This is a genomic window from Bradyrhizobium sp. 155, from assembly GCF_023101105.1.
Taxonomy (GTDB): domain Bacteria; phylum Pseudomonadota; class Alphaproteobacteria; order Rhizobiales; family Xanthobacteraceae; genus Bradyrhizobium; species Bradyrhizobium canariense_D.
In genome coordinates this window covers 2,847,077-2,873,660 of record NZ_CP064704.1, presented here as the reverse complement: position 1 = coordinate 2,873,660, position 26,584 = coordinate 2,847,077, and the positions used below count along the sequence as shown (strand labels likewise).

Annotated in this window: 30 protein-coding genes; 9 read left to right on the top strand and 21 right to left on the bottom strand. The window is 64.7% G+C overall.

Features of this window, described 5'->3' with window-relative positions; translation table 11 throughout:
- Together IVA93_RS13890 and IVA93_RS13885 are read right to left on the bottom strand one after the other, a co-directional pair.
- Nucleotides 1–921: a branched-chain amino acid ABC transporter permease gene (locus IVA93_RS13890; RefSeq protein ID WP_247409363.1), complete on the bottom strand. Its 921-nt coding sequence runs from the start codon at nt 919–921 to the stop codon at nt 1–3.
- 105 nt (nt 922–1,026) lie between these two features.
- Nucleotides 1,027–2,319, bottom strand: a complete 1,293-nt coding sequence (locus IVA93_RS13885; RefSeq protein WP_026232988.1) for an ABC transporter substrate-binding protein — start codon at nt 2,317–2,319, stop codon at nt 1,027–1,029.
- Between the two features lie 135 nt (nt 2,320–2,454).
- Between IVA93_RS13885 and IVA93_RS13880 the strand changes: the two genes are divergently transcribed.
- Nucleotides 2,455–3,288, top strand: coding sequence for a MurR/RpiR family transcriptional regulator (locus IVA93_RS13880; RefSeq protein WP_018455610.1), 834 nt, complete (start codon nt 2,455–2,457; stop codon nt 3,286–3,288).
- Between the two features lie 22 nt (nt 3,289–3,310).
- Nucleotides 3,311–4,135 carry an SDR family NAD(P)-dependent oxidoreductase gene (locus IVA93_RS13875; RefSeq protein WP_018455609.1) on the top strand — a complete coding sequence of 275 codons (825 nt, stop codon included), beginning with the start codon at nt 3,311–3,313 and terminating at the stop codon, nt 4,133–4,135.
- Between the two features lie 72 nt (nt 4,136–4,207).
- On the opposite strand, the gene IVA93_RS13870 is transcribed toward IVA93_RS13875, so the two are convergent.
- Nucleotides 4,208–5,281 carry a DUF2778 domain-containing protein gene (locus IVA93_RS13870; RefSeq protein ID WP_204511625.1) on the bottom strand — a complete coding sequence of 358 codons (1,074 nt, stop codon included), beginning with the start codon at nt 5,279–5,281 and terminating at the stop codon, nt 4,208–4,210.
- Between the two features lie 645 nt (nt 5,282–5,926).
- Here IVA93_RS13870 and IVA93_RS13865 point away from each other — a divergent pair.
- Both IVA93_RS13865 and IVA93_RS13860 read left to right on the top strand, forming a co-directional pair.
- Entirely contained in the window at nt 5,927–6,451 is a 525-nt protein-coding gene (locus tag IVA93_RS13865) for a FecR domain-containing protein (RefSeq protein ID WP_204511626.1), read from the top strand.
- Nucleotides 6,452–6,526: 75 nt separating this feature from the next.
- On the top strand, nt 6,527–8,416 hold the full coding sequence (locus IVA93_RS13860; protein WP_247409364.1) for a CHASE2 domain-containing protein: 1,890 nt from the start codon (nt 6,527–6,529) through the stop codon (nt 8,414–8,416).
- Between the two features lie 26 nt (nt 8,417–8,442).
- Here the strand turns inward: IVA93_RS13860 and IVA93_RS13855 are convergent, their stop codons facing one another.
- The 4 genes from IVA93_RS13855 to IVA93_RS13840 all read right to left on the bottom strand — a co-directional run bounded on the left by IVA93_RS13855 (nt 8,443) and on the right by IVA93_RS13840 (nt 12,018).
- Nucleotides 8,443–9,945 carry a glycosyltransferase family 39 protein gene (locus IVA93_RS13855; protein WP_247409365.1) on the bottom strand — a complete coding sequence of 501 codons (1,503 nt, stop codon included), beginning with the start codon at nt 9,943–9,945 and terminating at the stop codon, nt 8,443–8,445.
- Between the two features lie 6 nt (nt 9,946–9,951).
- On the bottom strand, nt 9,952–11,085 hold the full coding sequence (locus IVA93_RS13850; RefSeq protein WP_026232986.1) for a glycosyltransferase family 2 protein: 1,134 nt from the start codon (nt 11,083–11,085) through the stop codon (nt 9,952–9,954).
- A 259-nt stretch (nt 11,086–11,344) separates the two neighbouring features.
- Nucleotides 11,345–11,548 (bottom strand): hypothetical protein, encoded by a 204-nt coding sequence (locus IVA93_RS13845; protein WP_026232985.1) that lies wholly within the window; start codon nt 11,546–11,548, stop codon nt 11,345–11,347.
- A gap of 89 nt (nt 11,549–11,637) precedes the next feature.
- Nucleotides 11,638–12,018 (bottom strand): hypothetical protein, encoded by a 381-nt coding sequence (locus IVA93_RS13840; RefSeq protein ID WP_085351074.1) that lies wholly within the window; start codon nt 12,016–12,018, stop codon nt 11,638–11,640.
- Nucleotides 12,019–12,133: 115 nt separating this feature from the next.
- Here IVA93_RS13840 and IVA93_RS13835 point away from each other — a divergent pair, with 115 nt between their 5' ends.
- Together IVA93_RS13835 and IVA93_RS13830 are read left to right on the top strand one after the other, a co-directional pair.
- Nucleotides 12,134–12,955, top strand: a complete 822-nt coding sequence (locus tag IVA93_RS13835) for a DUF72 domain-containing protein (RefSeq protein WP_247409366.1) — start codon at nt 12,134–12,136, stop codon at nt 12,953–12,955.
- A 22-nt stretch (nt 12,956–12,977) separates the two neighbouring features.
- A complete protein-coding gene (locus IVA93_RS13830) occupies nt 12,978–13,439 on the top strand; it encodes a DUF488 domain-containing protein (protein ID WP_247409367.1) in 462 nt (153 codons plus the stop codon).
- Nucleotides 13,440–13,588: 149 nt separating this feature from the next.
- On the opposite strand, the gene IVA93_RS13825 is transcribed toward IVA93_RS13830, so the two are convergent.
- The 8 genes from IVA93_RS13825 to IVA93_RS13790 form a co-directional block, all read right to left on the bottom strand.
- Nucleotides 13,589–14,503 (bottom strand): PhzF family protein, encoded by a 915-nt coding sequence (locus IVA93_RS13825; RefSeq protein ID WP_247409368.1) that lies wholly within the window; start codon nt 14,501–14,503, stop codon nt 13,589–13,591.
- Nucleotides 14,504–14,625: 122 nt separating this feature from the next.
- Nucleotides 14,626–14,799, bottom strand: coding sequence for an amidohydrolase family protein (locus IVA93_RS13820; protein ID WP_473332692.1), 174 nt, complete (start codon nt 14,797–14,799; stop codon nt 14,626–14,628).
- 162 nt (nt 14,800–14,961) lie between these two features.
- Entirely contained in the window at nt 14,962–15,165 is a 204-nt protein-coding gene (locus tag IVA93_RS13815) for a hypothetical protein (protein WP_247542111.1), read from the bottom strand.
- 154 nt (nt 15,166–15,319) lie between these two features.
- Nucleotides 15,320–16,627, bottom strand: a complete 1,308-nt coding sequence (locus IVA93_RS13810; RefSeq protein ID WP_085385048.1) for an adenylate/guanylate cyclase domain-containing protein — start codon at nt 16,625–16,627, stop codon at nt 15,320–15,322.
- Nucleotides 16,628–16,658: 31 nt separating this feature from the next.
- Nucleotides 16,659–17,822, bottom strand: a complete 1,164-nt coding sequence (locus IVA93_RS13805; RefSeq protein ID WP_018455596.1) for an ABC transporter permease — start codon at nt 17,820–17,822, stop codon at nt 16,659–16,661.
- Nucleotides 17,819–18,748, bottom strand: a complete 930-nt coding sequence (locus IVA93_RS13800) for an ABC transporter ATP-binding protein (RefSeq protein ID WP_018455595.1) — start codon at nt 18,746–18,748, stop codon at nt 17,819–17,821. Before IVA93_RS13800 ends, IVA93_RS13805 begins: the two co-directional genes overlap by 4 nt.
- A complete protein-coding gene (locus IVA93_RS13795) occupies nt 18,745–19,533 on the bottom strand; it encodes an HlyD family secretion protein (protein WP_085351069.1) in 789 nt (262 codons plus the stop codon). Before IVA93_RS13795 ends, IVA93_RS13800 begins: the two co-directional genes overlap by 4 nt.
- Nucleotides 19,530–20,225: a TetR/AcrR family transcriptional regulator gene (locus tag IVA93_RS13790; protein WP_247409370.1), complete on the bottom strand. Its 696-nt coding sequence runs from the start codon at nt 20,223–20,225 to the stop codon at nt 19,530–19,532. Before IVA93_RS13790 ends, IVA93_RS13795 begins: the two co-directional genes overlap by 4 nt.
- Before the next feature lie 108 nt (nt 20,226–20,333).
- On the opposite strand from IVA93_RS13790, the gene IVA93_RS13785 reads away from it, so the two are divergent.
- From IVA93_RS13785 to IVA93_RS13775, 3 genes are read left to right on the top strand one after another with little or no spacing between them, the layout of a single operon-like run.
- Entirely contained in the window at nt 20,334–20,669 is a 336-nt protein-coding gene (locus IVA93_RS13785) for an ArsR/SmtB family transcription factor (RefSeq protein WP_085351067.1), read from the top strand.
- The gene (locus IVA93_RS13780; protein ID WP_085351066.1) at nt 20,666–21,130 is read left to right on the top strand and encodes an SRPBCC family protein; all 465 of its coding nucleotides are present in this window, start codon (nt 20,666–20,668) and stop codon (nt 21,128–21,130) included. The genes IVA93_RS13785 and IVA93_RS13780 overlap by 4 nt, the downstream gene beginning before the upstream one ends.
- An 11-nt stretch (nt 21,131–21,141) precedes the next feature.
- Nucleotides 21,142–21,555, top strand: coding sequence for a GFA family protein (locus IVA93_RS13775; protein WP_018455590.1), 414 nt, complete (start codon nt 21,142–21,144; stop codon nt 21,553–21,555).
- Nucleotides 21,556–21,596: 41 nt separating this feature from the next.
- On the opposite strand, the gene IVA93_RS13770 is transcribed toward IVA93_RS13775, so the two are convergent.
- The 6 genes from IVA93_RS13770 to IVA93_RS13745 form a co-directional block, all read right to left on the bottom strand.
- Nucleotides 21,597–22,007: a PTH2-like family protein gene (locus IVA93_RS13770; protein ID WP_018455589.1), complete on the bottom strand. Its 411-nt coding sequence runs from the start codon at nt 22,005–22,007 to the stop codon at nt 21,597–21,599.
- A 63-nt stretch (nt 22,008–22,070) separates the two neighbouring features.
- Complete coding sequence (locus tag IVA93_RS13765) at nt 22,071–22,460, bottom strand: DUF4189 domain-containing protein (protein ID WP_018455588.1); 390 nt, start codon at nt 22,458–22,460, stop codon at nt 22,071–22,073.
- A 194-nt stretch (nt 22,461–22,654) separates the two neighbouring features.
- On the bottom strand, nt 22,655–24,259 hold the full coding sequence (locus IVA93_RS13760; protein ID WP_247789829.1) for an NTP transferase domain-containing protein: 1,605 nt from the start codon (nt 24,257–24,259) through the stop codon (nt 22,655–22,657).
- Entirely contained in the window at nt 24,256–24,957 is a 702-nt protein-coding gene (locus tag IVA93_RS13755) for an XdhC family protein (protein WP_018455586.1), read from the bottom strand. The genes IVA93_RS13760 and IVA93_RS13755 overlap by 4 nt, the downstream gene beginning before the upstream one ends.
- 2 nt (nt 24,958–24,959) lie before the next feature.
- Nucleotides 24,960–25,283, bottom strand: coding sequence for an XdhC family protein (locus IVA93_RS13750; RefSeq protein ID WP_007602422.1), 324 nt, complete (start codon nt 25,281–25,283; stop codon nt 24,960–24,962).
- A gap of 9 nt (nt 25,284–25,292) precedes the next feature.
- Nucleotides 25,293–26,495: a vWA domain-containing protein gene (locus IVA93_RS13745; RefSeq protein WP_247486154.1), complete on the bottom strand. Its 1,203-nt coding sequence runs from the start codon at nt 26,493–26,495 to the stop codon at nt 25,293–25,295.
- Between the last annotated feature and the right edge of the window lie 89 nt (nt 26,496–26,584).

Genomic DNA, 26,584 nt, shown 5'->3' with positions numbered 1-26,584 from the left:
TTAGGCCTCGAGCACGCTTTTCTTGCCCCAGAGGCCGCGCGCGCGGAACGTCACGACGGCCACGAGCAAGATGTACATCGACAACAGCGACCATTCGGACGCGTAGGCGCCGGCAAGGCCGACACACAGTCCGACCAAAAGACCCGCCACGACCGCACCCCAAAAGCTGCCGACGCCCCCGAGCACGATCACCAGGAACGCAGGAATGACCGCATCGACGCCCATATGCGGGCGAATGCCCCAGATCGGCGCGACGATGATGCCCGCGATCGCGGCCAGCATCGTGCCGAACACGAAGACCAGCATCCGCAACCGCGACAGGTTGATGCCGAGCGCGCGAACGATCTCGCTGTCATGCGCGCCGGCCTTGACCGTCGCACCGAACGAGGTCTTTTCGATCAACAGCCAGACCAGGCCGATGACCCCGGCCGCGATGCCCGCTGCGTAGAAGCGATAGGTCGACCAGATCAGGTCGCCGAACAGGAAGCCGCCGTTGATGGCGGACGGCACCTGCAGCACGTAGTCGCGCGTGCCCCACACCAGGCGAATCATCTCTTCGATCACCATCGCGGCGCCGAAGGTCAGGAGCAGCCCGTAGAGCGGATCCTTGCCGTAAGTGCGCCGCATGCAGAGCTCGATCAGCATGCCGACCAGACTCACGATCACGGGAGCAATGATCAACGTCGCCGCATAGCGCCAGCCGAGCGGCAGCGCGAGCCACGCTTTCGCAAGTTCCATCGGCAATGGTGGGCGCGGCCCCGTAAGCTGCATGGCGGCATAAGCCCCGAGCGCGAACAGGGATCCGTGCGCGAGGTTGATCTGCTCCATCAGCCCGACGATGAGCATGAAGCCGAGCGCGATCAGCGCGAACAACAGGCCGAGCGTCAGGCCGTTCAGGAGATGCGGAAGAAGGTCGAACAAGGTTTGGACTCTCGCAACTGGCATGTCTCACCCGGGACGCCGATGGTCCCGGTGCGCGGCGCACGAGATCGCGCGCCGCTCGTTCTGCGACGTGACGCGCCGTCTCTAGGAGTCGACGGTCGGCACCTGCTCGTAGGGCGTGAGCTTGCACTTGCCGGGTGCCGCATCGTCAGCGGCGGATTTCGGCTCCGTCCAGCTGATGATCTCGAACAGATCGGTATTGTCGGCCGGCTTGGCGTTGCGCCGCGCCAGGTAGATCGTCTGCTGCATCTGGTGCGTCATCGGATCCATGTAGGCGTCGAAATGCTGCATGCGGTCGGTCGCCGAGACCTTCAGGCTCTCGAGCTCCTTGATGATCTTGACGTTGTTGGTCGACCCTGCCCGCTCGATCGCACGGAGCAGTTCGCGCGTGGACATGTAGCCGTTGTAGGAGACGTTGCCCGGCACCGGGATCGGGCCGTCCTTGTTGGCGGCCTGCCACTTCTTGACGAATTCGGCGACGCCGGGCAGCGGCAGCTTGTGATACCAGGTGGTGCCGAACACGCCGAACAGGCTGTCAGGCGCACCCCATACGTCGGGCCAGTCCTGCTGGTTGTTGATCCAGGCCGGCTTGCCGTCGAGCTTGAGCTGCGCCACCTGCTCGCGCAATGCCTTGATATCGTCGCCGCCAACTGCGGTCGCCACAACATCGGGCTTGGCCTGCTGGATCTTCAGCAGATAGGCAGTAAAGTCGCGCGTGTTCTGCGGCACCAGCAGATTGTCGAGGATCTTGCCACCGGCGCTCTCGACCTGCGTCCTGGTCGCGGCAGACGTCGTGTGACCCCAGACATAGTCGTTGGTCAGCAGCATCCAGTTCTTGCCGATGGAGTCCACCGCGTTCTTGACCGACGCCTTGGAAAAATTGGTGCCGTTGCCGTCCCATACGAATTTCACGCGCGAGCAGTTCTCCCCGGCTTCGCTGGGCGCGGAGGAATTGGTGTTCATGTAGATCACACCATATTTGCTGGCGACCTGCGTGATGGCGTTGGCGACGCCCGAATGCAGCGCGCCGATCAGGATGGTGCAGTCCTCGCGAGTGATGAAACGTTCCGCGACGCGGCTGCCCGTGGCTGGCGTCGTCTCGGTGTCCGCCGTGATGAAAGTGACCTGGCGCCCGAGTACGCCCCCTTTGGCGTTGATCTCGTCGATCGCCATCTTGATGCCGCGGAAATCATCCTGGCCGCTGTTGCCGTATTGACCGCTGGCATCGCAGGTCAGGCCCAGCTTGATCGGTTTCGCGCCTTGCGCCCAGGCATGATTCTCCCGCCACGGCCCAAAGAAGCTTCCGGTGCCGCCGATGACACTCGCCATCAAGCCGCCCTTCAGAACGCTTCGCCGTGAGATCTGACGCCCTCTCATCGTGTCCTCCCGTTTCCGAAGTCTTTTGCTTCTTGTGGGATTAGAATATTCATTCCATATGTTATGTAAAGTAGAATATTTGATCCAAATGGTGAAATGCCGTTAAACAGGCGGCCGATCCGGAGATCCGACTCGATGAACAAGGCGGCTGGCGCCATGACTTATGACGAACTGCGCGGCGCGATCGCGCAGCGGCACCGGGCACTGTCCGGCCGGCTGCAGCAGATCGCGGAGTTCGTGCTCGATCACCCGACTGATGTCGCACTCGGCACCGTGGCGGAGGTGGCGCAGCGCTCAGGGGTGCCGCCGTCGGCGATCGTTCGCTTCGCGCATGCGCTCGGGTTCGGCGGCTTCACCGAGATGCAGCAGGTGTTCCGCTCCCGTCTCGTCGCCGGCGTCGCGCCAAGCTACAAGGCGCGCCTCGCCCGCATGAAGAGCCAGGAGAAGTCAGTGCTCGGCCGCCAGCCGGCCGCGGTCTTGTCGCGTTTCGTGTCCGAAGCGCAATCATCGCTGGTCACGCTCAGCCAATCCGTCCATGCGCGCGAACTCGACGCCGCAACCGCGATCCTTGCCAAGGCACGTGACATCTATCTGCTCGGCCTGGGCGGCTCGTTCCCGGTTGCGATCCACCTCGCCTACGTGCTGCGCAAGCTCGGACGGCGCGTCGTCCTGCTCGACGGCCTTGGCGGCAGCATCCACGAGCAGTCGCACGCGGCGACATCAGACGACGCGCTGGTCGCGATCAGCTTCCGAAATTACTATCCGGATACGGCGCGCTTGTTTCCCGAACTCGTCGCGCGGGGCGTGCCCACGATTTCCATCACCGACAGCCTTTTGAGCCCGATCGTCGAGGGCGCGAGCGTCGTGTTCGAGATCCAGGACATGCCTGAGCCCGCGCTGCGTACGCTTGTCGCACCGATGTGCCTCGTGCAGGCGTTGGCGATCGGCCTCGACCTCGCCGCAGACTGACATTCACAACAGGAACAAGATCATGACATCGCATGACACCAACAAGCTTCTGGCAGGCAAAGTTGCACTGGTGACCGGCGCGGGGCGCGGGCTCGGCCGCGCTTTTGCAGAGAAGCTTGCCGCGCTCGGCGCTGACGTCGCCATCCACGGCATGCGCGAGAACGGGCCGGCCGAGTATGGCGAGGGCACCACCCTCACCGCGGTCGCCGTCGAGATCGGCCGCGAATTCGGCGTTCGCAGCCAGCGCGTGCTCGGCGATCTCACCAAGGGCGAGGACATCGCACGCGTCATCGCGGAGACCGAAGCGGCACTCGGCCCGATCGACATTCTCGTGCACAATGCCGGGGGCGATATCGCGGCCGGCGGCGGCAAGCCCGATCCGAACGATGCGGTGAATATCAAGGAGGCCGACGTGCGCGCGGTGCTGGAGCGCAATCTGCTCTCCACCATCCTGACATGCCAGGCGGTCGCGCGCGGCATGATGGAGCGCCGACGAGGCCGCATCGTGACGCTTGGCTCCGTCGCCGCTTTCAAGGGACGTACCCAAGGCTCGATCTATGCGGTCTCGAAGGCCGGCGTGACCCATTACACGCGATGCCTGGCCGACCAGCTCCGCCCCTACGACGTCGCCGTCAACTGCATCGCGCCCGGAGATACCCGCACCGGCCGCTTCCTCGGAACGCGTGCAGTCGACCCCGACAGAATGGTCGAGACCGGCACGCTCGACCGGATCGCAACCGTCGACGAGGTCGCGCGCGTTGTCGAATTCTTCGCAGGGCCCATGGGCGCCTTCGTTTCCGGTCAGGTGCTGCGGATCGACGGCGGCGGGCAGTGCTGGCCGGGCTAAAACGCACGCGCGAAGCGAAACAGAAAAGGGCCGCTGCAAGCGGCCCTTTGCGTGATCTCGAATTGACTGAGCCTAGTCCACGCGCGCCAGCACCGCGAGCTTGCGGATGCCCTTGTTGCGGTAGGCGTCGAGGAACGCGTAATAATCCTTGAACGACACGCAGCCGTTGGAATCGCCGTTGGGCCCGAGCATGAAGGTATGCGCGAGCAGGCCGTCGCGGCCGTAGATCGCGCTCTCACCGCCAATCGGGGTCAGGCGCAGCGCGGGCACGCCGTGAAACAGTGCCTCGCGCGGTTTCAGCGTGTAGATGTGCGGCGGCGTCACACCGCGCATGCGGACGCGCGAGGAGCGCGGGTCGTCGAGGTTGGAGCCGAGGCCGGAATGCGCCTCGAGCTTGGTGCCGTCGGGCAAGTAAACCGTTTTAGCGGAGATGTCGTAGACCGCGGTGTCACGCTCATAGGGCGCCGAACCGCCGAGCATGGGGTTCTGCTCCTTCGGCGCGATGGAGGCGGTCACGCTGGCATCGGCCGAGGCATAGGCGAGCAGCCCACCCGACGGCTCGCGCTTGCCCCAGAGCTTTTCCACCATCGACTGGCGCGGTCCGGTAATCGACATCACCGCAGCCTTGGCGCGATCGGCAATCGATTTTGGCTTCGCCTCAGGCGCCGGCACGATCTCGGCCGGATCTGCCGAGGCAAGCTGCACCGGCGCGTCAGCGCCGCGCTTGGACTTCGCGGCGTCAGCGATCTTGGCGGGACCTGGCTTCAGGACTTCCGCGACCCTCGCGATCACGCTCGGCTTCGGCGCGTCCTTGGCTTCGGCGACCTTGGTTGCGGGCGCGGCGCTGGCCGCATTCGATGTCACGCCTTGGGTTGCAGCCGCGGCAAAGCGATCATTGAACATCTCGCGCGAGATCGGCGCTGCCACCTGCAACCGGTCGGGCAAGAGCGCAAAGGCGTCCTTGACGGCCTCACCGGCCTCGCGCAACGCGACCCTGGGCGCGCGCTTGACCACTGGCTCGTCGTAGCCGCTGCTGCCGACGGTCGGATAGACGCTGGCGGCAAAGATGTTGCTGTAGATGGTCCAGCCGGCGCCAAGCACGACGCAGCCGATCACGGCGGCGCCAAGCACGTTTTGGGTAGTCATTTTCCGGGAAGGCTTCCGATAGGAATTGCTCGAGAACCCTTTGGACTTTCGTGCCGCGATGCCTTGCGCAGCGATACTCGTACTCATTCGCCTTGCGTCCAGAACGGTGTCACTAAGTCCCCCTTCGAAGCGCCGCTGGTCACGATCCGGGAACAGCATCTCGCAGAGGGTCGGAGCGTCATTAAGGCCACTTTTAGTTAAATGCGGATTAAGTTCGGGCGGATGTGGGGCAACCCGTTCGGGTGTCCCATTTCGAGAAAAAAGCCCGCAGAATTACGGACTTAAGCGCGTCTGTTAACTATGATTCTCGGCGGGATTGGCGTTGCCGGCGACCGTCTTCGGCCGCATCTCTAAGGCCATCCAACCAAGTCGTTTTCGTGGTCTTCAATACCCGGAAGATAGCGGGGAAGCGTTGCGCGAGGCCGGTGCGCAAGCACCCTCTCCTCCGCAGCCGTAGCGCGGTTGTCAGCAGCTACACCGCGTACGCGAGCAGGTGCCTGACCGAAAGTTGATCGCACCGCACTGGAAAAGGCCGCAGCGAGAAAATAGCTACGGCAACCGGCACTTTTCAGCAGCCTCTGCGTGTGATACGGTACCGTATCAAGATCGCCTTGAACGGTGCCGAGCACGCAAACGGAGGCTGGCATGAGAGAGTTCGTGCGCGCAGGGTTTTTCGCTCTGGCGGGGTCGTTTCTGTTGATCGGACATGCGATTGCCCAGCCTGCCGCCAATGTGGGCTGCACGGCGGCGCCGTCTGCTGCCGGTACGCAGACCTGGCGCTGCGACAACGGCATCACGATCGTTGCCGAAAGCGGTGCCAGATTTGAACTTAAGGACGCTAACCGCGACGGACATATAGACTCGGTGGAGTTGAGCAGCAAAGCGCTGCTGGTCGAGGTGCCCAAGAAGCCCGGCGGCAATCCCTTCAAGGTGCTGACGCCGCAGGCGATCGCCGCGGTGCGCGGCACGAAATGGGCGGTCGATGTCGCAGAGGCCAAGACCTCCGTCTTCGTGGCTGACGGCCGTGTCGGCGTGAGCCGCAGGAATGGTGGGCGCAGCGTGGTATTAGACCGTGGCCAAGGCGTCGACGTGGAAGCCACAGGCCCGTTGACGGTCAAGACATGGGGCCAGCCGCGCGTCGACGCGTTGATGGCAAGACTTGGTCAGTAAGACTTGGCCAATGGTTCGGGTCACCTGGGCGCGGCGAACAGCATTTGGACGATAGAGAAATTGCAACACGACCACATGAGTAGCCGACGCGTTCAGATCCTGGTGGCACTCGTCCTCACCGCACTGTGGGGCGCGGGCATCTATGCCGGTCACGCCAACGGTCATCTGCGTTTTCTCGATCGCCTCGAGGCGACGCTGACGGATTGGCGGACGCAGGTCCGCGGCGTGCGGGTTCCGCCCGATCTCGTCACCATCGTCGCGATCGACGACACCGTCGTGAAGCGCGGCGGCAGCTATCCGCTGCCGCGCGCCGATCTCGCCCGCGTCGTCGACACCATCGTGCAGTTCAAGCCGAAGGTCGTCGCGATCGACCTGCTGCTGGTCGATCGCAGCGCTGCGATCGGCGACGCTACGCTGGCAAATACGCTGGCTACGGGTCCCATCGTCCTTGCCGCCGCAGCGGTCTTCCCGTCCGCCAGCGAGACCGTGGAGACCAGCGGCCAAGGCCCCCTCGCCGCCCTGCCGCAGGCCGAGCGCTTCCTGCTGCCCTTGCCGGCGTTCGCCGATCATGCCGAAGTCGGCGTCGTCAATGTTGCGACCGGACAATCGGGCTCACCGCTCTCGGTGCCGATGCTGTTCCGGACGAGCGACAAGGTCGAGCTGTCCTTTCCGTTGCGGGTCGCGGCGCGCGCGCTCGACAAGTCGCTGACGATCGCGCCGGACCATCTGATGCTCGGCGACCGCGCGGTGCCCACCGATACCGACTTCGCGTTACCGATCACCTATTACGGCCCGCGCCGGACCATCCGCACCGTCAGCGCACAGAGCATCTTCGACGGCACGTTAAGTCGCGCGGCGATCGAGAACCGGATCGTCGTGATCGGGGCCTCGGTCGCCGGCGGCGGTGATTTTTACCCAACACCGTTCGATTCTCTAATGCCCGGCGTCGAAGTGGTCTCCACCGCGATCACCCATCTCGTCGCCGGCGACAGCATCGTGCGCGACCGCAAGGTCCACATCGCCGACGCGCTCATCGCGATCCTGTTGCCGATGCTGCTTGTGGGCCTGCTCGCCTGGCGGCGCAGCGCGCTCGGCATCGTCGCGGCGGCCGCGGTGATGATCGCCTGGGCCGGATTCAATCTGTTTGCGTTCACGCACGGCGTCTGGCTGAACGCCGCGACCACGCTCGCCGCAGCCGTGCCGCCGGTTGCGGTCTTTGCCGGCGTGCAATTATGGGCGGGAGGCCGCCGCACGCAATATTTCGCAGCCAAGAGCCGGTCGCTCGCGCAATTCCAGGCGCCGGCCGTGCAGGAGTGGTTGGCGCGCGATCCGAATTTCCTGTCGACACCTGTCCGGCAGGACGCCGCCGTGGTCTTCATCGATCTCTCCGGCTTCACGGCGCTGAGCGAGCGGATCGATCCGGGCGAACTCCAGGACATTCTGAAGGCGTTTCACGCGCTGATCGAGAAGACCGCGGTCGATTGCGGCGGCATGATCAGCGGCTTTCTCGGCGACGGCGCCATGATCCTGTTCGGCCTGCCCGGCGCGATGCCCGACGACGCCGCACGCGCGCTGAAATGCGCGATCGACCTGCACCGCGGCGTCGAACGCTGGATCGCGTCGCTGCCGCCTGCGATCAGGGATCAGCTCGGCTTCAAGATCGGTGCGCATTTCGGCCCGATCGTCGCCTCGCGCCTCGGCGAAAGCCATCAGCACATCACGGCGACGGGCGACACCGTCAACGTCGCGAGCCGGTTGATGGAGGTTGCCGTTCAGAACGGCGCGCGGCTCGCGCTCAGCGATACGCTGCTGGATGCGGCCGACTTTCAGGGCGGTCCCGACGGCGTTCTGTCGGGCCCCCTGCTCACGCAGGTCCGCGGCCGCTCCGGCGTCGTGACCGTCTGGTTCTGGCGCGACCAGGACAGGCCGAACCAGGCCGCGACCAAGGCCGAGATGATCGACTGAACCTTCGTCATCGTTCCGAGGAAGAGCTACCGCGCTTCCGGCGGTGGCGAGCGGTCCAGCACGTCGCCCTTGGCGCCTTCGAGCAGATCGATGCTGTAAGTCTCGATCACGAGCGGGCCGCGCTTGCGCTGCAATTGCGCGACCTGCGTCACCTTCCCAAAGAGGTCGTGGACGGCGGGATGGCCGTCAGAGCGCAGCTCGTCGACATAGATCAGCTTGCCCGCAAGCAGCTTTGGATCCGGCTCGGGCATGTTGGCCCAGCGGATGCGCTGGTTTTGCTGCGCCACGCAGCTGCCGCGCGGCAGATAGAAGGCGAGCCAGCCCGTCGTGCCGTAGTCCGGCGCAAGCACGCAGGACGCGCCATTGCGGACGCGCACCGCTTCGATTTCGGCAGCGAGCTCGCGCCAGCCGACGCCGACGCTGCGCACGGTCGCATCGCGGCGATAGCCGGACAGCCAGCCGGTATTGGCCTGCACGATCAGCGCGGCAAACATCACGATGCCGGTGGGTGCGGCCCAGCGCAGGCAGAAATCCACCAGGCTGCGCTGCCGCGGCTTCCACTGTACGAGATTGGCGGCGGCGGCCGCCGCGATGACGAAGGGCGGATAGACCGGCGCAAACCAGTTGGCCTCGACGCGCGCATGCAGCGAATGCCAGACAAAATAGACGACGATGGTCCAGAACATCGTCTCGATCAGCACGCGCGAGGCCAGCGCGCCGGCCCGGCGCCAGGTCAGCGCGTGCAGCCCCATCGCGCCGAGGATGAACACCAGCGGGGTTGCGAACGCGATCTGGGTCGGGATCAGCTCGGCAATGAAGACCGGACGAAAATCCTCGATCCTGGCGCGCCCGAGCTGCTTTGCGAACGAGACCCATTGATGATCGGCATTCCAGAGAATCACCGGCGAGAACAGCGCCAAGGCAACGAAACCGCCGAGATACGGCCAAGGCGAGAGAAACCAATGCCGCAGTTTCGGCACGGCCGCGATCCAGATCAGGATCGCCAGCCCGAAGAACATCGCGGTGTATTTGGACAGTAGCGCCGCGCCGACGGCTGCGCCGACCGCGAGCCACCAGACGCCGCGGCCGCTCTCCAGCACCTTGGCGAGAAAGAACAGCACGAAGCTGGAGGCAACCAGAAGCGGCGCATCGGGCGTGACGATCAGCGTGCCGACCGAGGCCAGCAGCGTCACGTTGAGCAGGATGGCGCTGGTCGCAGCCACCCGCGCGCCGCCGATCAGGATCGCGGCGGAGCGATAGACCGCATAGCTCATCGGCAGCGCGAGCAGGATCGAGACCACGCGAACGCCGAGTTCGGTGTCGCCCGCGATCAGGGTACCGGCGCGGATGACGTAGGCAACCATCGGCGGGTGGTCGTAATATCCCCCAGCGAGGTTCTGCGACCACATCCAGTAATAGGCTTCGTCGAAGGTGATCGGCGTGACGGCGGCTGCGACGAGCCGCAAGCCGACCAGCGCAAGGATCACCAGCGCGGTATTGCGGACGATCCGCGCATCAGCCCCGCCCATCGTGAGCTATTTCTTGCGCCAGACGAACAGTCCGGACATCGCGTAGTTCCACACCACGCCCATCAGCGCCCCGGCCGCACCCGCAAGCCACCAGATCGGCTCCTGGTCGTAGACCGAGAAGGCGACGCCGACATTGGCGAGCAGGCCGACGCTGCACACGATGTAGAACGCGATCAGGCCGCGCAGCAGTGCAAAGCCCTTCAGCCGCTGGTCGCGGTAGGTGAGGAAGTTGTTGAGGACGAAATTGCTGGTCATTGCGACGATGGCGCCGGAGGCCTGCGCTTCCGCGAACGGCTCCTTGAACAGCTCGAGCGATATGAACAGGGTGGTGAGATGCACCACGAGGCCGATCCCGCCGACCATCGCGAACAGCAGGAAGCGTAACGAGACAGCATCGTTGGTGAACTTCGCCAGAACGAGGCCGAGAAAATCCAGCGCGACCATGGAATCGAGCTTGCTTTCGCCGTGCTGGCGCTCGCCGAACGTGTAGGGAATTTCGATGGCGCGCAAGGTGCCGTTAGCGCTTGCGACGAGGTCGAGCAGGATCTTGAAGCCGTGCACGGAAAGTTTCGGCGCGAGCTGCTCGAAGCGGTCGCGGCGAACCATGAAGAAGCCGCTCATGGGATCGGCGATCTCGACCCGCAGCGCTTTCCTGGCGAGTTCCGTTGCCAGCGCGCTGGCGCCGGCGCGCTGCTTGTTGAAGCCTTCGCTCTTGTAGCCCTCGATGTAGCGGCTGCCGACCACGAGTTCGGCCTGCCCGCTCGCGAGCAGCGACAGCATCTTCGGCAGTTGCGTCTCGTCGTGCTGGAGGTCGGCGTCGATCACGGCCGCATAGGGCGCGCTGGAGGCCAGGATGCCCTCGATGCAGGCCCCCGACAGGCCGCGGCGGCCGATACGGCGGACACAGCGCACGCGGCTATCGCGCTGGGCCAGCGCGCGCACGACGTCCCAGGTGCCATCAGGCGAATTATCGTCGACGAACACGACCTCCCAGGCGATGCCGGCCAGCACTGTCTCCAGCCGCCGGTACAGCACCGTGACATTGTCGCGTTCGTTGAAAGTCGGGACGACGACCGACAATTCGGGCGCCGGCGAAGCCGCCCGTGGGTTATCGGAGCCCGGTCTGATCGCTTGATTCATGACGGCAGCGTATATCCGCCGCGTCCTGTGCTGCCAAGAACTTGCGCCAGCAAGCCGGGGTTTCTCTGGGGAGCGGCCCAAAAAGGGGTCCCAAAATGCCAACGACCCCGGAACGGCGGGCGGCGCGTACATCCGGCGCAGCCTGGGCTATTCCAAGGTCGTTCCAGCGCCGGAGTTTTTCGCTCAACGTCGCCGTTAGAAGCTAAATGGGAACGGCAACGCCGCTTTACAAGGGGCGAAAGAGGCCTTTTTCACGCCCTTATTGGTTCGGGACTTCCTTGATCACCGGCCCTCGCGGCACGGGCGCGGCAGGAGCCGCCGGCGCCGCAGCCCCGGCCGGCTCGGCCTTCGCAGGCTTGGGCGGCTTGCCGTACTGGCCGATCGGCCCAAAGACGACGGCGACCGCAAGCACAATCGCCGCGACGATCGCGCCCAAAATGCCCCCCACCGACTCAGACGACATGGAAACCCATCCCTGTTCCAGATGCGCCCAGTGATACCATGGATGAGCGCGCTGCCGGAAGGGCTTGCCGGACGCACCGGTTCAATGGGCTATTTCTGCGGCGGCTTGTGCTTGACGAAGGCCGTCACGATGTCCTTCTGCGCCGCCTCCACCGCCCTGTTCGCGGTCGCGAGATGGGCGCCGGCATCAATATCCGGATATTGCGTGGTGAGATAATCGAGCAGTGCCACCCGGTAGTATTGTCGCTCCGACGGACAGGCTCCGGCGACGGAGCGGCCAAAATCCTGTTCCGACAGGCCCTGATTGCCGACGCGCGAATATTCCCGCGCCAGGCAATGCCAATAATCGTCGCGGCCCTGCGTGGCGAGCTTCTGCGCACCCTTGGCATCGTCATCGTCGGCCATAACTGAAGATATCATGGCAGCAGATGTCATCATGACGAGCGCCGCTCCCACCATCAGCATCCGCATCTTGTTCTCCTTTTTTCGCAGATCCTATCGCGAGCTTAGACGGGACGTCGCAACTGGCCAATCACAACTGGTTTGATTAGGATGGAGGCCCTCCTCCCGCATCCGAGATCCTCCCGTGGCCAAAGCAAAAACCGCGTCCAAAAAATCCGGCAACATCTTCATCGGCATCGGCGGCTGGACCTTCGAGCCATGGCGCGGGGTGTTCTATCCGGAGAAGCTCACGCAAGCCAAGGAGCTGTCCTACGCCGCCTCGAAGCTGACCTCGATCGAGATCAACGGCACCTATTACGGCTCGCAGAAACCGGAGAGCTTTCGCAAATGGGCGAGCGAGGTGCCTGATGGTTTCGTGTTCTCGGTGAAGGGGCCGCGCTTCGCCACCAACCGGCGCGTGCTGGCCGAGGCCGGGGATTCCATCAAGCGTTTCTATGATTCCGGCGTGCTGGAACTCGGCGATCATCTTGGGCCAGTGCTGTGGCAGTTTGCGCCGACCAAAAAATTCGACGGCGCCGATTTCGGAAAATTCCTCGAGCTGTTGCCGCGCAAGCTCGAGGGACGCGCGCTGCGCCACGTCGTCGAGGTCCGTCACGACAGTTTCTGCACGTCGGATTTCGTCGCGCTGATCCGCGAATTCGAGACGCCCGTCGTGTTCGCCGAGCACGGCAAATATCCGGCCATCGCCGACGTCGCCGGCGATTTCGTCTATGCGCGACTGCAGAAGGGCAATGACGAGATCAAGACCTGCTATCCGCCGAAGCAGCTCGATGCCTGGGCCAAGCGCTTTCAGAACTGGGCCGAGGGAAGCGAACCCGACGACCTGCCGAAGGTCGACAAGGCCAAGCCGAAGAAGGAGCCGCGCGACGTGTTCGCCTATGTCATCCACGAGGGCAAGGTGCGCGCGCCAGCCGGCGCGATGGAACTGATCGCACGGGTGAGCTGAGGTATTTCGCTAAAGGTGTCTCATGGCAAAGGCAAAAAAGCTCTTCACCATCGGCTATGAGCAGACGCCGCCGAAGGCAGTGCTCGACGAGCTGGAGCAATCCGGCGTCAAGCTCGTCGTCGACGTGCGCGCGGTGACGTCATCGCGCCGGCCCGGCTTTTCCAAGAGGCAGCTCGCCGCAGACCTCGATGAACGCGGCATCGCCTATGTCCATCTGGCAGCGCTCGGCACGCCCAAGGAAGGCCGCCTCGCCGCCCGCAGCGGGCAATACGATGTACTGGAGAAGGTTTTCTCAAAGCACCTGAAGACGCCGGAGGCCCGGGAGCAGATGGACGAACTCTCGGCACTAGTAAAGAAAGCCGGTCCCGTCTGCCTGCTTTGCTACGAGCGCGACCACACCCATTGCCACCGCCAGATGATCGCGGAGATCATCGAGGAGCGCGATGGGGTGACGGTGAAGAATTTGGCGGGACGGCAGGCCTGAACGACTCTCTCCGTCATGGCCGGGCCTGTCCCGGCCATCCACGCCTTGCCACACAGCACGAAGAACGTGGATGCCCGAGCCTTCGCGTCGCCGAAGCGGCTTCGGCCGCGCAGGCGGGACAAGCCCGGGCATGACGATGGAATAGAGAGCTAACCCTCCCCATCAAGCCTCAACGTCCCTTCCATCATCTGCACGCAGCTGCCGCCGACATGGGCGGAGACGATCTTGCCGTCCTGCTTGCGCACGCGCGTCTGCAGGACGCTGGGCCGGCCCATGTCAAAGCCCTGGCCGACCGTGAGCCTCAACTCGCCGTCGCGCCTGGGATCGAGATCGGCGAACAGCGCGGCGGCTGCGACGGTTGCGCTGCCGGTCGCGGGATCCTCGGTGAGGCCGCTGGCGCCGCGCATGAACATGCGCGCCTGGCGCTCACATGGCGCCTCCGCTGCGGGCACGTCACGGGTATAAAACCACACCGAGCGGGCGCCATCGCGTGGCAATATCTTGCCATAGGCCGCGGCATCCGGCCGGGCCCGCTTCAGCGCCTCGCGCGAATGCAGCTCCAGCACGAGAAACGCGTTTCCGACGGTGACGACGTGCGCTGCGTGGTTGTCGGTCTTGATGTCATCCGCGCCGAGCGAGATGCAACTCGCGGCTTCAGCAGGTGACAGTGGCGCATACCGCGCCAGCGGCTGCGGCGCGGTCAGCTCCGTTCTGACCACCCGGCCCTGCTCCCGCACGATCTCGACCGGCACGAGCCCCGCCTTCTCCTCGAACAGCAGGCGCGGTTTCGGCTCCTTCGCCAGCGACGCCAGCACGAAGGCTGTGCCGACATTGGGATGACCGGCAAAGGCGATCTCCAACACCGGCGTGAAGATGCGCACTTCGGCGTCGTTGGCCTTATCGCGCGGCGGCAGTACGAAGGTCGTCTCCGAATAGTTGAACTCGGTCGCGATCGCCTGCATCTGCTGCGTGGAGAGCCCGCCGGCATCCAGCACCACGGCGAGCTGGTTGCCGCCGAAGGCGCGGTCGGTGAACACGTCGACGGTGATGTAGCGGCGCTGCATCTTCGCTTCCTCTTCACGCAAGCGCAGCCTCGGTCGGCTGCATCGCCGGCACTCTACAAGCCGGCGACATCGCCCGTCATGCCCCAAAATAGAGTGCAATCGGAGCAATCGCGGAAGACGGATCAAAAGCGGCAGAGCGAACGTGGCGATGCGAGCACTTGCGCGCGTTCACTCTGATCGACGATCAGCCCATCGATAAATCGCCGGTTCTTCGCGTAGCTTTGCGCCCTCTCGAACTGCGTGTGCGGCCAGTCGCTGCCCCAGAGCAGTCGATCGAGGCCGTACGCGTTGCGCAGCAGCGGGTAGGCCGTCTTCGCAAAATCTTCGCCGGCCGCGCGCGTTGCGATACGGCGCCGAATCTACTCGGCCTCCAGCGCGAGATCCCGCGCAGTCCGCCATCAGCGTTCGCGACGCCGGGCTGGCGGACTTCACCGGCCCGGCTTCGTCTCTGCCGCGAGTTAGTACGCGGACGCCGTGTTGGGCAGGCAAGGCGGCTGTGCGTAAGGCGCAGAGGCATACGCGCCTGCTGCCGGAGCCCTGACGCAGTCGGTCGCCACGTCAGTTGCGGCGCGGCGCGGCACGCTGTCCCGCGCCGATGCGGCCTGGCTTTGGGTGACAGCGGCGGCGATCAGGGCGGCTGCAACAAGGATCGATCGAGTCATTGGCTTTCTCCGGGTGGCAAAGGGAAGCTGAGATTTTCGGCTTCCACCGTGCAAGACCCAAAAGCTACCAAGGATATTTCATCACGCGCCTTCAACGAAACGCGAGCCGCTTCAACGAAACGCGACTCACAAGTGAAGGCGCAGGCGGCGGCCCTCACCCCAGTTGAAACACCGCCACCTTCTGCTCATAGCCGCGCACCTCGACCTCCCCAAGCGACACCGCATCGTCGCCGTCCTCGCCCAGCGCCTCGCGGACCGCCGCCGAGATCAAGAGCTGCGAGCCGAACTCCTTGTTCAGCGCCTCCAGCCGGGAGGCGAAGTTCACGGTGTCTCCGATCACCGTGTATTCCTTGCGCCGGGGCGAGCCGATATTGCCGGCGACGACCTCGCCGAAATGGATGCCGATTCCGATTCTGAGCGGCCAGCTCGTCTGCGCGTTGATGCGCTCCATCGCGGTCAGCATCTCGCGGCCCGCGGCGACCGCGCGGTGCGCGGCGTCGGAGGTCTCCAGCGGCGCGCCGAACAGGGCCAGAAAGCCGTCGCCCAAAAACTTGTTCACGATGCCCCCCTCGCGGTCGAGAATGTCGACCAGGACGGCGAAGGCGCCGTCGAGCCGGTCGACCACCTCCTGCGGGGTGCGCGACTGCGCGCCGGCGGTGAAGCCGCGGAAATCGACGAACATCACGGCGACGCGGCGGAGGTCGCCGGCGGCGCTCGTCCCCGCCGCCATCAGCCGCTCCACCACCTGTGGCGACACGTGCTGACCGAACAGGTTGGTCACCCGGTCGCGCGCGGTCGCTGCGGCAATGCTTGCGGCGAACTGGCGGCGGAGCTGCGCACCGACCGCGCCTGCAAGCACGCCGCAGATCAGGATGATGGTGCTTCGCACCGCGTGGAAATAGATCTGCGGCTCGCCGCTCCCGCTGGCGGGATCGAAGATCAGCGCCACAGCGAGCAACTCACCCGCAGCGACGAAGCCGGTGAAGGTGGACAGCCAGAAGTCGAGCCGCAGGGTCGAGAGGATGACGAAAATGAAATAGATCAGCGGCACGACGAAGCCGAGCGCCTGGCTCGCGCCCATGCTGCGGATCTGCAGGATCAGGATGACGGTCGGCAGCGAGGTCTCGATCAGCGCGCCGATATAGCGCCGGATCACCGGCAGATCGCGGTCGAGCTTGAGGTTTCGCCTGATCTGGCTGTGGACCCAGACCTCGAACAGGATGAAGCCGGTCAGGAGACCATAGACCTCGGCAAGCCCCTCCGTGCCCCGCCAGACCCGCTGCACCACGGAGGAATTGACGAGGTAGATCGCGGTGAGGAACACGACGATGACGCAGCCCGTCGTGATCAGCGCCCTCACTCGCACGAGCTCGGTGCGCAGCACCTCGCGCGTCAGCTCGCGCTCGAAGTCTTCGGACATCACGGCATGCTGCCGGGCCTTCCTGCTCGCAAAACTGACCATTCCGCCCCCTTGATTCCAGGGGCATCTTGCCTCAATCCAGCGTGCGGCGGAAGCGCGTCACGGCGATGGTCATGGCGAGCAGCATCAGGACCGCCAGCGCCAACGCGTCGAAACGCAAATTTTGCATGCTCGCACCCTTCAGCATGATGGCGCGGACGATGCGCAAATAATGCGTCAGCGGCAGGCACTCACCGACATATTGCGCCCAGGCCGGCATCCCGGCGAACGGGAACATGAATCCGGACAGCAAGATGCTCGGCAGGAAGAACATCATCGACATCTGCATCGCCTGGAGCTGGTTTTGCACCAGCGTCGAGATCGTGTACCCGATCGCCAGATTGGTCGTGATGAAGAGCGTCGAGAGCAGCGCCAGCAGGAACAGATTTCCGAGCACCGGCACGCCAAACAGGCCGACCCCGATGCCAATGATGAGGAACGCCTGCACGAACCCGACCAGCACGTAGGGAATGATCTTGCCGAACATCACCTCGACCGGCTTGATCGGCATCGACAGCAGGCTCTCCATCGTGCCGCGCTCGACCTCGCGCGTGACCGAGAGCGCGGTGAAGATCAGCATGGTCATGGTCAGGATGGTGCCGACGAGGCCCGGCACGATGTTGAGGCTCGACGCGGCGGCGGGGTTGTAGCGGGCGTGCGCGCGGATCTCGAACGGCATCTCCGGGGGATCTCCGATGTAGAGATCGTGCTTGAGTGCGGTCTGCACGACCATGCCGAGCGAGCCGATCGCCGCGCTCGCCGCCACTGGATCGGTGGCGTCAGCCGCGACCAGCAGCGCCGGCTTATCGCCGCGCCGCACTGCCCGCTCGAAGCCGCGCGGGATCTCGACGCCGAACAGAACCTTGCCGGATTTCAGGAGATTGTCGAAATCTTCGACGTCGTGGACTTCGTAGAGAAAGCGGAAATAGGCGGTGTTCTCCAGCGCCTTCAGGATCGAGCGTGCGAGATCGGAATCCTCCTGAAGCAGCACCGCGCTCGGCAGATTGTGCGGCGTGGTGTTGATGGCATAGCCGAACAAGAGCAGCTGCATCACAGGCAGCATCACGATCATCGCAAATGACACGCGGTCGCGCTTGAGCTGGATGAACTCCTTGATCAGCATCGCATAGGAGCGCCTCCAGAAGCCGAAGCGCTCCCGGATTGCGTGCTGGGGTTCAGGATGATCGACCGCGCTCATTGGAAATTGTCCTTGGAACGGCTCATCAATTCGATAAACACGTCTTCCAGTGACGGCGATGATTTGTGCCAATGCAGTCCGCTTTTTTCGCGCCACGGCGCGATGCTGGCCTCGAGCGCGGCGACGTCGCGGCCGGAGACGTGCAGCGACGTGCCGAACGGCGCCACCATGTCGATTCCCGGCTTGCCGGTGAGCGCAGCCGTGAGCTCGTTCAGGTCCTCGCCCGTCACGGTGTAGGTCGTCAACGCGGATTTCGCGATCACCTCGTCCACGGTGCCATGCACGAGCAGATGGCCATAGGCGATATAAGCAATCTCGTGACAGCGCTCGGCCTCGTCCATGTAGTGGGTCGAGACCAGCACGGTGAGACCGTCGGCCGCGAGTGCATGAATCTCGTTCCAGAAATCGCGCCGCGCTTTGGGATCGACGCCGGCGGTCGGCTCGTCGAGCAGCAGCAGTTTCGGACTGGGCAATGTGCAGGCACCTAGCGCCAACCGCTGCTTCCAGCCGCCGGAGAGTTCGCCCGCGAGCTGTTCCTCGCGCCCCGAGAGCCCGATCCGCTTGATCATGTCGCGCGCGGCGCCGCGGGCGTCGGCAAGGCCATAGAGCCGCGCGACGAATTCGAGATTCTCGCGCACCGACAGGTCCTGATACAGGCTGAACCGCTGGGTCATGTAGCCGACCTGGCGCTTGATCTTTTCGGCGTCCTTCAGGATGTCGTAGCCGAGGCAGGTGCCCTCGCCGCTGTCGGGTGTGAGCAGGCCGCAGAGGATGCGGATGGTCGTCGTCTTGCCGGAGCCGTTCGGCCCGAGGAAGCCGTAGATCGAGCCGCGTTTCACCTGCATCGACAGATCGTGCACGACCTCCCGGCCGCCGAACGACTTGGTCAGGCCCTTGACGTCGATCGCGATGCCATTGCCGCTCATCGTTTGTCCGCCACCGGAGTTTTTGGATTGAGATAGACGTCGATCGGCTGTCCGACGCGCAAGGCGTCGGGACGCGAAGGCCGCGCCTGGATCAGATAGACGAGCTTGTTGCGCTCCTCGAGGCTGTAAATGACAGGCGGCGTGTATTCGGCCGAGGTTGCGATGAAATAGATCTTTGCGGTGAGATCGGCGGCGCAATTGTCGCACGCGATCCGCACCGTATCGCCGATCGCAAGCTTCGGCAGCTCGGTCTCCGGCACGAAGAAGCGCAGCTTCATGTTGCCGGGGGGCATGATCGAGAGCACCGGCCGCTGCGCCGCCACCATCTCGCCCTCGCGAAAATAGATCTGCTGGATGGTACCGGCGACCGGCGCAAAGCCCTTGCGCCGCGCCATCCGCGTCTCCGAGGTCGCCACCCGTGCCTCGGCGACGCGCAAGGCGGAGACCGCCGAGTCGAGATTGGCCTGCGTGCCCGAGCCGGTCTTGCTCAGCGAAGCCGCGCGATCGTAGGTTTGCTGCGCATTCGCCAGCGTCGCCTTGTTCTGATTGAGATCGGCAAGCTGGAGATCGTCGTCGACGGAATAGAGGTGATCGCCGACCTTGACCTGATCGCCCTCGCGGACATTGAGCTTCGTCACGCGACCCGCCTCGTCTGGGCTAACGAAGATCATGTCAGCCTCGACCCAGCCCTGGAAGCCGGGATCACGCTTGTCCTTACAACCGGCAAGCCCGGTCGCGAGGACCGCGATCAATGCGAGTACAGAAATTGCTTGCGACGGCCTCATGTCGTGCTCCGTTCGCCAAAAATCAAATCGAGATGAACGCGCAGCATGTCCTGCGCGTCGAGCGGCGCGTGCCGCGCAAACAGGCTCTGCCAGATCACCGCGATCATCGCGGGTGCAACCAGGATCTGCGGATAGTGCGCCAGGTTCTTCTGGCGGATCTCGCCGCGGACGATGCCGAGCTCGATCAGGGCGCGCATGGCGGAGATGCCGCGCGAGACGACCTCGCGGTAGTAGAAGTCGGCCACGGAGGGAAACCGCGGCCCCTCGGCCACGATCAGGCGCACGAGATCGCCGCGCCTGGTGCCGATGACCTCCTTCAGGAAGTTACTCGCGAACGCCTCGACCAGATCGCGCACCGAGCCCGCCGGTGGCGGCAATGCCGTCAACCGGGTCACGACAGGCACGATCACCGTCCGGACCAGCTCCTCGAACATCGATTCCTTGTCCTTGAAGTGCAGGTAGATGGTGCCCTTGGCGACACCCGCACGCTTCGCGATGTCGTCGAGCCGCGTCGCGGCAAAGCCCCGCGCGATGAATTCCTCCATCGCGGCATCCACGATCGCCGCGCGCCGCTCCGCCGCGCGCGTGGCACGGCTCGACGCGGGCACCGCGTCCTCGCCAGCGTGTGAATTGGCCTTCGCGTTCGCGCGAGCTGCGGGCGGCGTGGCGGCTTTGGCGGGTTTCCTGGTCATCTATCTGATATGACTGACCAGTCAGTCATAGTCAAGACAGCGCTGCGGACCCAATCTGGTCCACAAATTAGTATTGACTAATTCATTAGCGACGGCTAATCTAATTCTATGATCGAAGCCGCCCCAAATCCCGTTACCACCGTCATGCGCGCCCTCGCGGACCCGACGCGACGCGCCGTCTTCGAACGCGTGTTCGAGAGCACGGAGATCAGCGTCGCTGAACTCACGCGGGGAAGTGGCGTGACGCAAGGCGCGATCTCGCAACATTTGAAGTCCCTCAAGCAGGCCGGCCTCGTCGCCGAGCGTGCCGAGGGCCGCAACGTCTATTACCGTGCCGCGCCGCAAGGCCTCGAACCGCTGGTCTCCTGGATGGACCATTACGGCGTGTTCTGGCGCGAGCGCTTCCAGAACCTGCGTGACCTCTTGAAGGAGATCGACCCGTGAGTGCTGTTGAATTGAAAGCCGAGACAAAAGACATCGTCATCGACGAGGTGCTCCCTCATGCGCCGGAGACGATCTGGAAGGCGCTGACCAGCGCCCAGCTGATCGCGCGCTGGCTGATGCCGCCGACCGGTTTCGAGGCCGTCGAAGGCAACACTTTCACCTACCAGACCACGCCGGGCGGCGCATGGGATGGTGTCATCCATTGCCGGGTCCTGGAAGTCATGCCGAACCGCCGCCTCGTCTACGCCTGGAAGGGCGGCGATGAGCGCAACATTGGCTACGGCGCGCCGCTCGACACCGTCGTGACGTGGTCCCTCACCCCGGTCGAGGACGGCACGCGGATCCGTCTGGTTCATGCGGGCTTCGTCTTGCCCAGGAACGAATCGGCCTACACGGGCATGAGCGGCGGCTGGAAGAAGGTCGTCCGCCAGCTCGACGAGATCAGCGGCGAAGACAAGTAAGGAGTAATCGCATGACCAAGCCCTATACCGGCGGCTGCGCCTGCGGCGCGATCCGCTATTCGATTGCCGGTGAGCCGCTGTTCAGCAATCACTGCCAGTGCCGGGACTGCCAGCGCGAAAGCGGCAGCGCCCACGGCTCGTACATGACATTCGCACGCGACGGCGTCACGGTGACGGGCGAGGCAAAGCATTGGGACATGGTCGCCAACAGCGGCAACGTGAAGACGCGCGGTTTCTGCACACAGTGCGGCGTGCCTGTGTACATGACCTTCGCGGCACAGCCCGACGTCTTCACGATCCGCGCCGCAAGCCTCGACGAGCCCGCCCGCTACAAGCCGCAGGCGGTCACTTTCGCCGCGCGCGGACATCACTGGGATCGTCTTGACCCTGACCTGCCCAAATTCGCGGGCATGCCGCCGGGGTGAGGCATCGCAGGTGGAAGCGCGCGCAAGACCGCGCGTTCACGTCAACTATGAAACTTCAACCCGTCGACGATCTTGTCGATCACCTTGCGCTCCGCGCGCATCGCGAGACCGACGAGATTGAGATCGGTGCGCGCCACTGCCCTCACCACCTCGCGGTTGGCGGCATCATGAGTGGTCTTGAACATGTCCTCGGTATAGACCGCCGGCTTGACGTTGCGCGTCAGGGCCCGATCGAGCGCGCGCGTCAATGCGGGACCGTCGGCGCCATAGATCAGGATCGGCTGACCGATCAGCGCGTGATATTTCGTGCCCGACGCGTCCTCATAGGGCTCGCCGATGCATTCCGGAAAGGCCGCGGCGATGCCGCTGGTGAGGAAGGCCGCGACGTTGAGCTTCTGCCAGGCTTGTAGATCGGTACGAATCACGATGGCGATCTTGGTATCGAACTGCATGCAACTCCCCGACTGTCATTCCGGATTCGATGCTACGCACGATCGGAATGACTGCAACAGGAATCAACCCTTGGCGTCGCAGGCCCAGGCGCGGATCACGCATTCCTTGCCGCCGTATTTGTAGCATTCGCGCGTGGCGGCATTGAGCGTGGTCGAGATCTTCGGCTTGACGGCATAGCCATAGGCGCCGCAGGGATTGGAAAGATCGACCGACATCGCGGCGCAGGCGCGCTTCATCGTCACGGTCGTGCAATCGCCCTTGCACTGCTTCTGCGCCGCCGCACGGGCTTCGTGCTCGGCGCCATAATCAAAGGCCTGGCCGTAAGCGCCGCACTTGCCGACCGCAAATGCACCGGCGGCATGCGCATCCGTGATATGGCGAGCGCCCGCGATGCAGACGGACAGCGCAAAGAAAAACATCGCGCAACGGCGCGCGACGACGTTCGAAGCCATGGAAAAACCCCTCCCCCCAAGGCAGGTGAAGGTGACTGTAAGCGGCGGTTGTTTCCAGATGGTGAACGGGGCGTTGAATTGAGGCCTGGGCGGCGCGGTAGGTGGGCAAAGCGACGCGTGCCTACCAATCAAACACCACCGTGTCGAGGGATGGTGGGCACGGCGCTGCGCGCCTTTGCCTACCCTACGAACCGCTATCCCCGCCGTGCCGCTTCCAATGCCTGCGGCGTGTCGATGTCGAGGAAGGCGCTCTCGCCGTCGACCGGCACTTCGGCGACGGCCTCGGTGTGCTTGGCGATCAGATGGCGCGCGCCGACATCGCCGTCGAGCGTCATCAACTCCTTGAAGAAGCGGCGCGACCACAGCACAGGGTTGCCGCGGCGACCTTCGCTGACGGGCACGACGATGAGATTGCCGCGGTCCGGTGCGAACGCGTCGATGAGACGGTCGATCAGGCCGGCGTCGATCAGCGGCATGTCGCCGAGGCAGACCACGGCGCCGTCGGACGCCTCGGGAACGGCCGCGATGCCCGCCTTGACCGAGCTTGCGATGCCGCCGGCAAAATCCGGATTTTTGACAAAACGCACCTTCAGGCCCTGCAAGGCTTGTTCGATCAGCTCGGTCTGATGGCCGGTGACGACGATCACCTCGGACGCCTTGGAGGCCAGCGCCTGCTCGGTCGCTATTCGCACCAGCTTCTTGCCATCGAGCTCGGCCAGTAGCTTGTTCGGCCCACCCATCCGGGTCGAGCGGCCTGCTGCGAGCACGATGACCGCGACCTGGTTGTTGCCCTCGATCTCCGGTTTTGCGCGCGGCTGCGGGCGCGTGACGATCTCCATCAGGAGGCCGCCAACACCCATGCCCATCAGCTCGGACCGCGTCACCTTGATGCCCGCGAGCAGCCGCATCAGCACCCAGTCAAAGCCGTTCTCGACCGGCGAGCGCGCGCAGCCGGGCGCGCCCAGCACCGGCACGGCGCCGGCCCGGGCAATCAGCAGCAGGTTGCCGGGATCCACCGGCATGCCGAAATGCTCGATCTCGCCGCCGATGCCGGTCACGGCCGCAGGGATCACGTCGCGGCGGTCGGCGATCGCGGATGCACCGAACACGATCACGAGCTCGGCGCCAAGTCCCAGCAGTTCCTTGATCGCAGCCGACAGCGCCTGCTCCTCATGCGGAACCCGCCGCTCCGCGATGATGCCGGCTCCGGCTGGCGCCAGCCGCTCGGCGGTGACCCGCAACGTCTTGTCGATCACCTTGGAGGACAGGCCGGGCAGCAGCGTCGAGACCACGCCGACGCGCTTGATGACGTAAGGCGCGATCTTCAGAACGTCGCGACCCGCGGCCTTCACCGCGGCATCACGCAAGTTTCCTTTGACGCCGAACGGGATGATCTTGACGGTGCCGACCATCTCGCCCTCGACCACCGGCTTGTAGGCGGAGAGCGTGGCAAAGGTAATGGCCTCGTCGATATTGTTGATGCGATCCACCGCGGCGCGATCGATCACCAGCACGCCTGGCTGCGCGGCGAACAGATTGGCCCGGCCGGTGAAGGCGCGCTCGACATGGATGCCCTCGCCGCCGACCGCGAGCGCGATGCTGGCGGCAGCGATGCCCTCGGAGACATCGCCCTCCTCCATCCGCACCACCACAACGTCCTTGATGCCGGCGCGCTCCAGCGCCTCGACCTCGGCCGGGCCGATCGTCGTGCCCTTTTTCAGCACCAGCGGTCCCTGGCGCAGGGTGTGGACGGTCACCCCGCCGATCGCATCCCTGGGACTCGCCGGGCCGAACTTCATGCGGCTTCTTCTTTTTCTTTGGGCGGCAGGCGAAGCACCGCCGTGATCTCGGCCATGATCGAGACCGCGATCTCGGACGGCGAGACCGCGCCGATCGCAAGCCCGATCGGCGCGTGGATGCGCGCGATGTCAGCCTCCTTGGCGCCTTGCGCCCGCAGCCGGTCGCCGCGCTTGGCGTGCGTCTTCCGCGATCCGAGCGCGCCGATATAGAAGCAGTTGCGCTCGAAGGCGTGCAGCAGCGCGGGATCGTCGATCTTGGGATCGTGCGTTACCGCGACGAAGGCCGTGTAGGCGTCGACGTTGAGCAGCGGCAGCGCCGTGTCGGGCCATTCCGCGACCAGTGGAACGTCGGGGAAGCGCTCGGGGCTCGCAAAGGCCGTGCGCGGATCGACCACGGTGACGTCGTAGCCGAGCGAGCGCGCCAGCGGTGCCAGGGCCTGGCTGATATGGACGGCGCCGACGATGACGAGCTTTGCGGTCGGCGCATAGACGTTGAGGAAAAGCTTCTTGCCGCCGGCTTCGACGCTGGCGCTTTTGCCCATGCGAAGCTGCTTGTCGAGCTCGGCGCCTAATGGATCCTTGGCAAAATCCTTGGCCTTCACCAGGCGCTGCTCACCACTCTCGGTGTCGGTGACCAAAATCACCGCGCGGCGCGCGGCGCGCTCGGTATTGAGTTCGTGCAGGATCTCGAGCTTCACGGCTAGCCGACTTTCTCGACGAAGACGCGGATGGTGCCGCCGCAGGACAGCCCGACATTCCAGGCAGTCTCGTCGGCAACCCCAAACTCCAGCATCCTGGGCTTGCCGCTCTGGATCACATCCATGGCCTCCGTGACCACGGCGCCCTCGACGCAGCCGCCGGAGACGGACCCCAGGAACGTGCCCTCGTCGTTGATGACTAGGCTCGAGCCCGCCGGACGCGGTGCCGAGCCCCAGGTCTCGACCACGGTGGCGAGCGCGACGCCACGGCCGGCCTTCTGCCAGTCCTCCGCCGCCTTCAGAATATCCTCGTCGCGATCGAGCATGGCTACCTCTCAGGCTGCGGAGCGGATCAAGCTGCGGTGATGCGGCGGCAGCGGCCGGGAGAGCGTGGTGATCAGCTCCTGGATCGAGCTCAAATTATGTACCGGACGGAATTCGTCAACGTGCGGCAGCATCATTTTGATGCCCTGGGCCTTGGCCTCGAAGCCGCCAAACCGCAGCAGCGGGTTGAGCCAGATCAGCCGCCGGCAGGAACGGTGCAGCCGGTCCATCTCGAAGGCGAGCTTGGAATCGGCTTCCCGCTCCAGCCCGTCGGAGATCAGCAGCACGATGGCGCCCTGGCTCAGCACGCGCCGCGCCCACAATTTGTTGAAATTGTGCAGGGAGGCCGAGATCCGCGTGCCGCCGGCCCAGTCCTCGACCGAGGCCGAGCAGCTCGCCAGCGCCTCGTCGGGGTCGCGCTGGCGCAGCGCCCGGGTCACGTTGGTGAGGCGAGTGCCGAACAGGAACACCGAGACACGTTTTCGCGCGTCCCCTATGGCATGCAGGAAATGCAGGAACAGGCGGGTGTACTCGCTCATCGAACCCGAGATGTCGAGCAGCGCGACGATCGGCGCCGGTTTCTCGATCCGCCCGAGGCGATGGATGTCGATGATGTCGCCACCGGTGCGCAAGGACGCGCGTAAGGTGCGGCGCAAATCGAGACGAAGCCCGCGCGCATCAGGCCGGTGCCGGCGCGTCAATAGCTCGGCCTGCGGCAGCCGCATCCGCTCGACAGCGCGGAGCGCTTCGGTGATCTCGGCCGCGCTCATCTGAGCGAAATCCTTCTTCTGAAGGATTTCCTTGTCGGAGACCGACAGGCGCAAATCCTGCTCCTGGTGCTGCGGCGTCTCCGTCATGCGCGGCTGCGACATCGCCTCCTGGACGCGGCGGGAGCCGGCCTGCGGCTTCTTCTTGGCCTGCTCCGGCAGCGGCACCGAATCCAGCATGTGCTTCCACTCTTCCGACGCCCGGAAGAACAGGTTGAAGGCCTGTTTGAAGATCAGCGCATGCTCGTGGCCCTTGACGAAGATCGCCTCCAGGGTGGTGAAGACGTCGGCGCGGTGGCCGATGTCGATCACCTCAAGCGCGCTCATGGCATCGATGACCGCACCCGGCCCAACCGGCATGCCGGCCGAACGCAGCGCGCGGGCGAAGCCCACGATGTTGTCGGCGAACTGCTCGGTCTGTTCAGGCGCAAGGTGGTTGATGGCCATGGTCTTTCCTCGCTCCGTCATTCCGGGGCGTCGCGAAGCGACGAACCCGGAATCCAGAGATTGTGGCGCGAGATTCTCAGGTGCGCAAT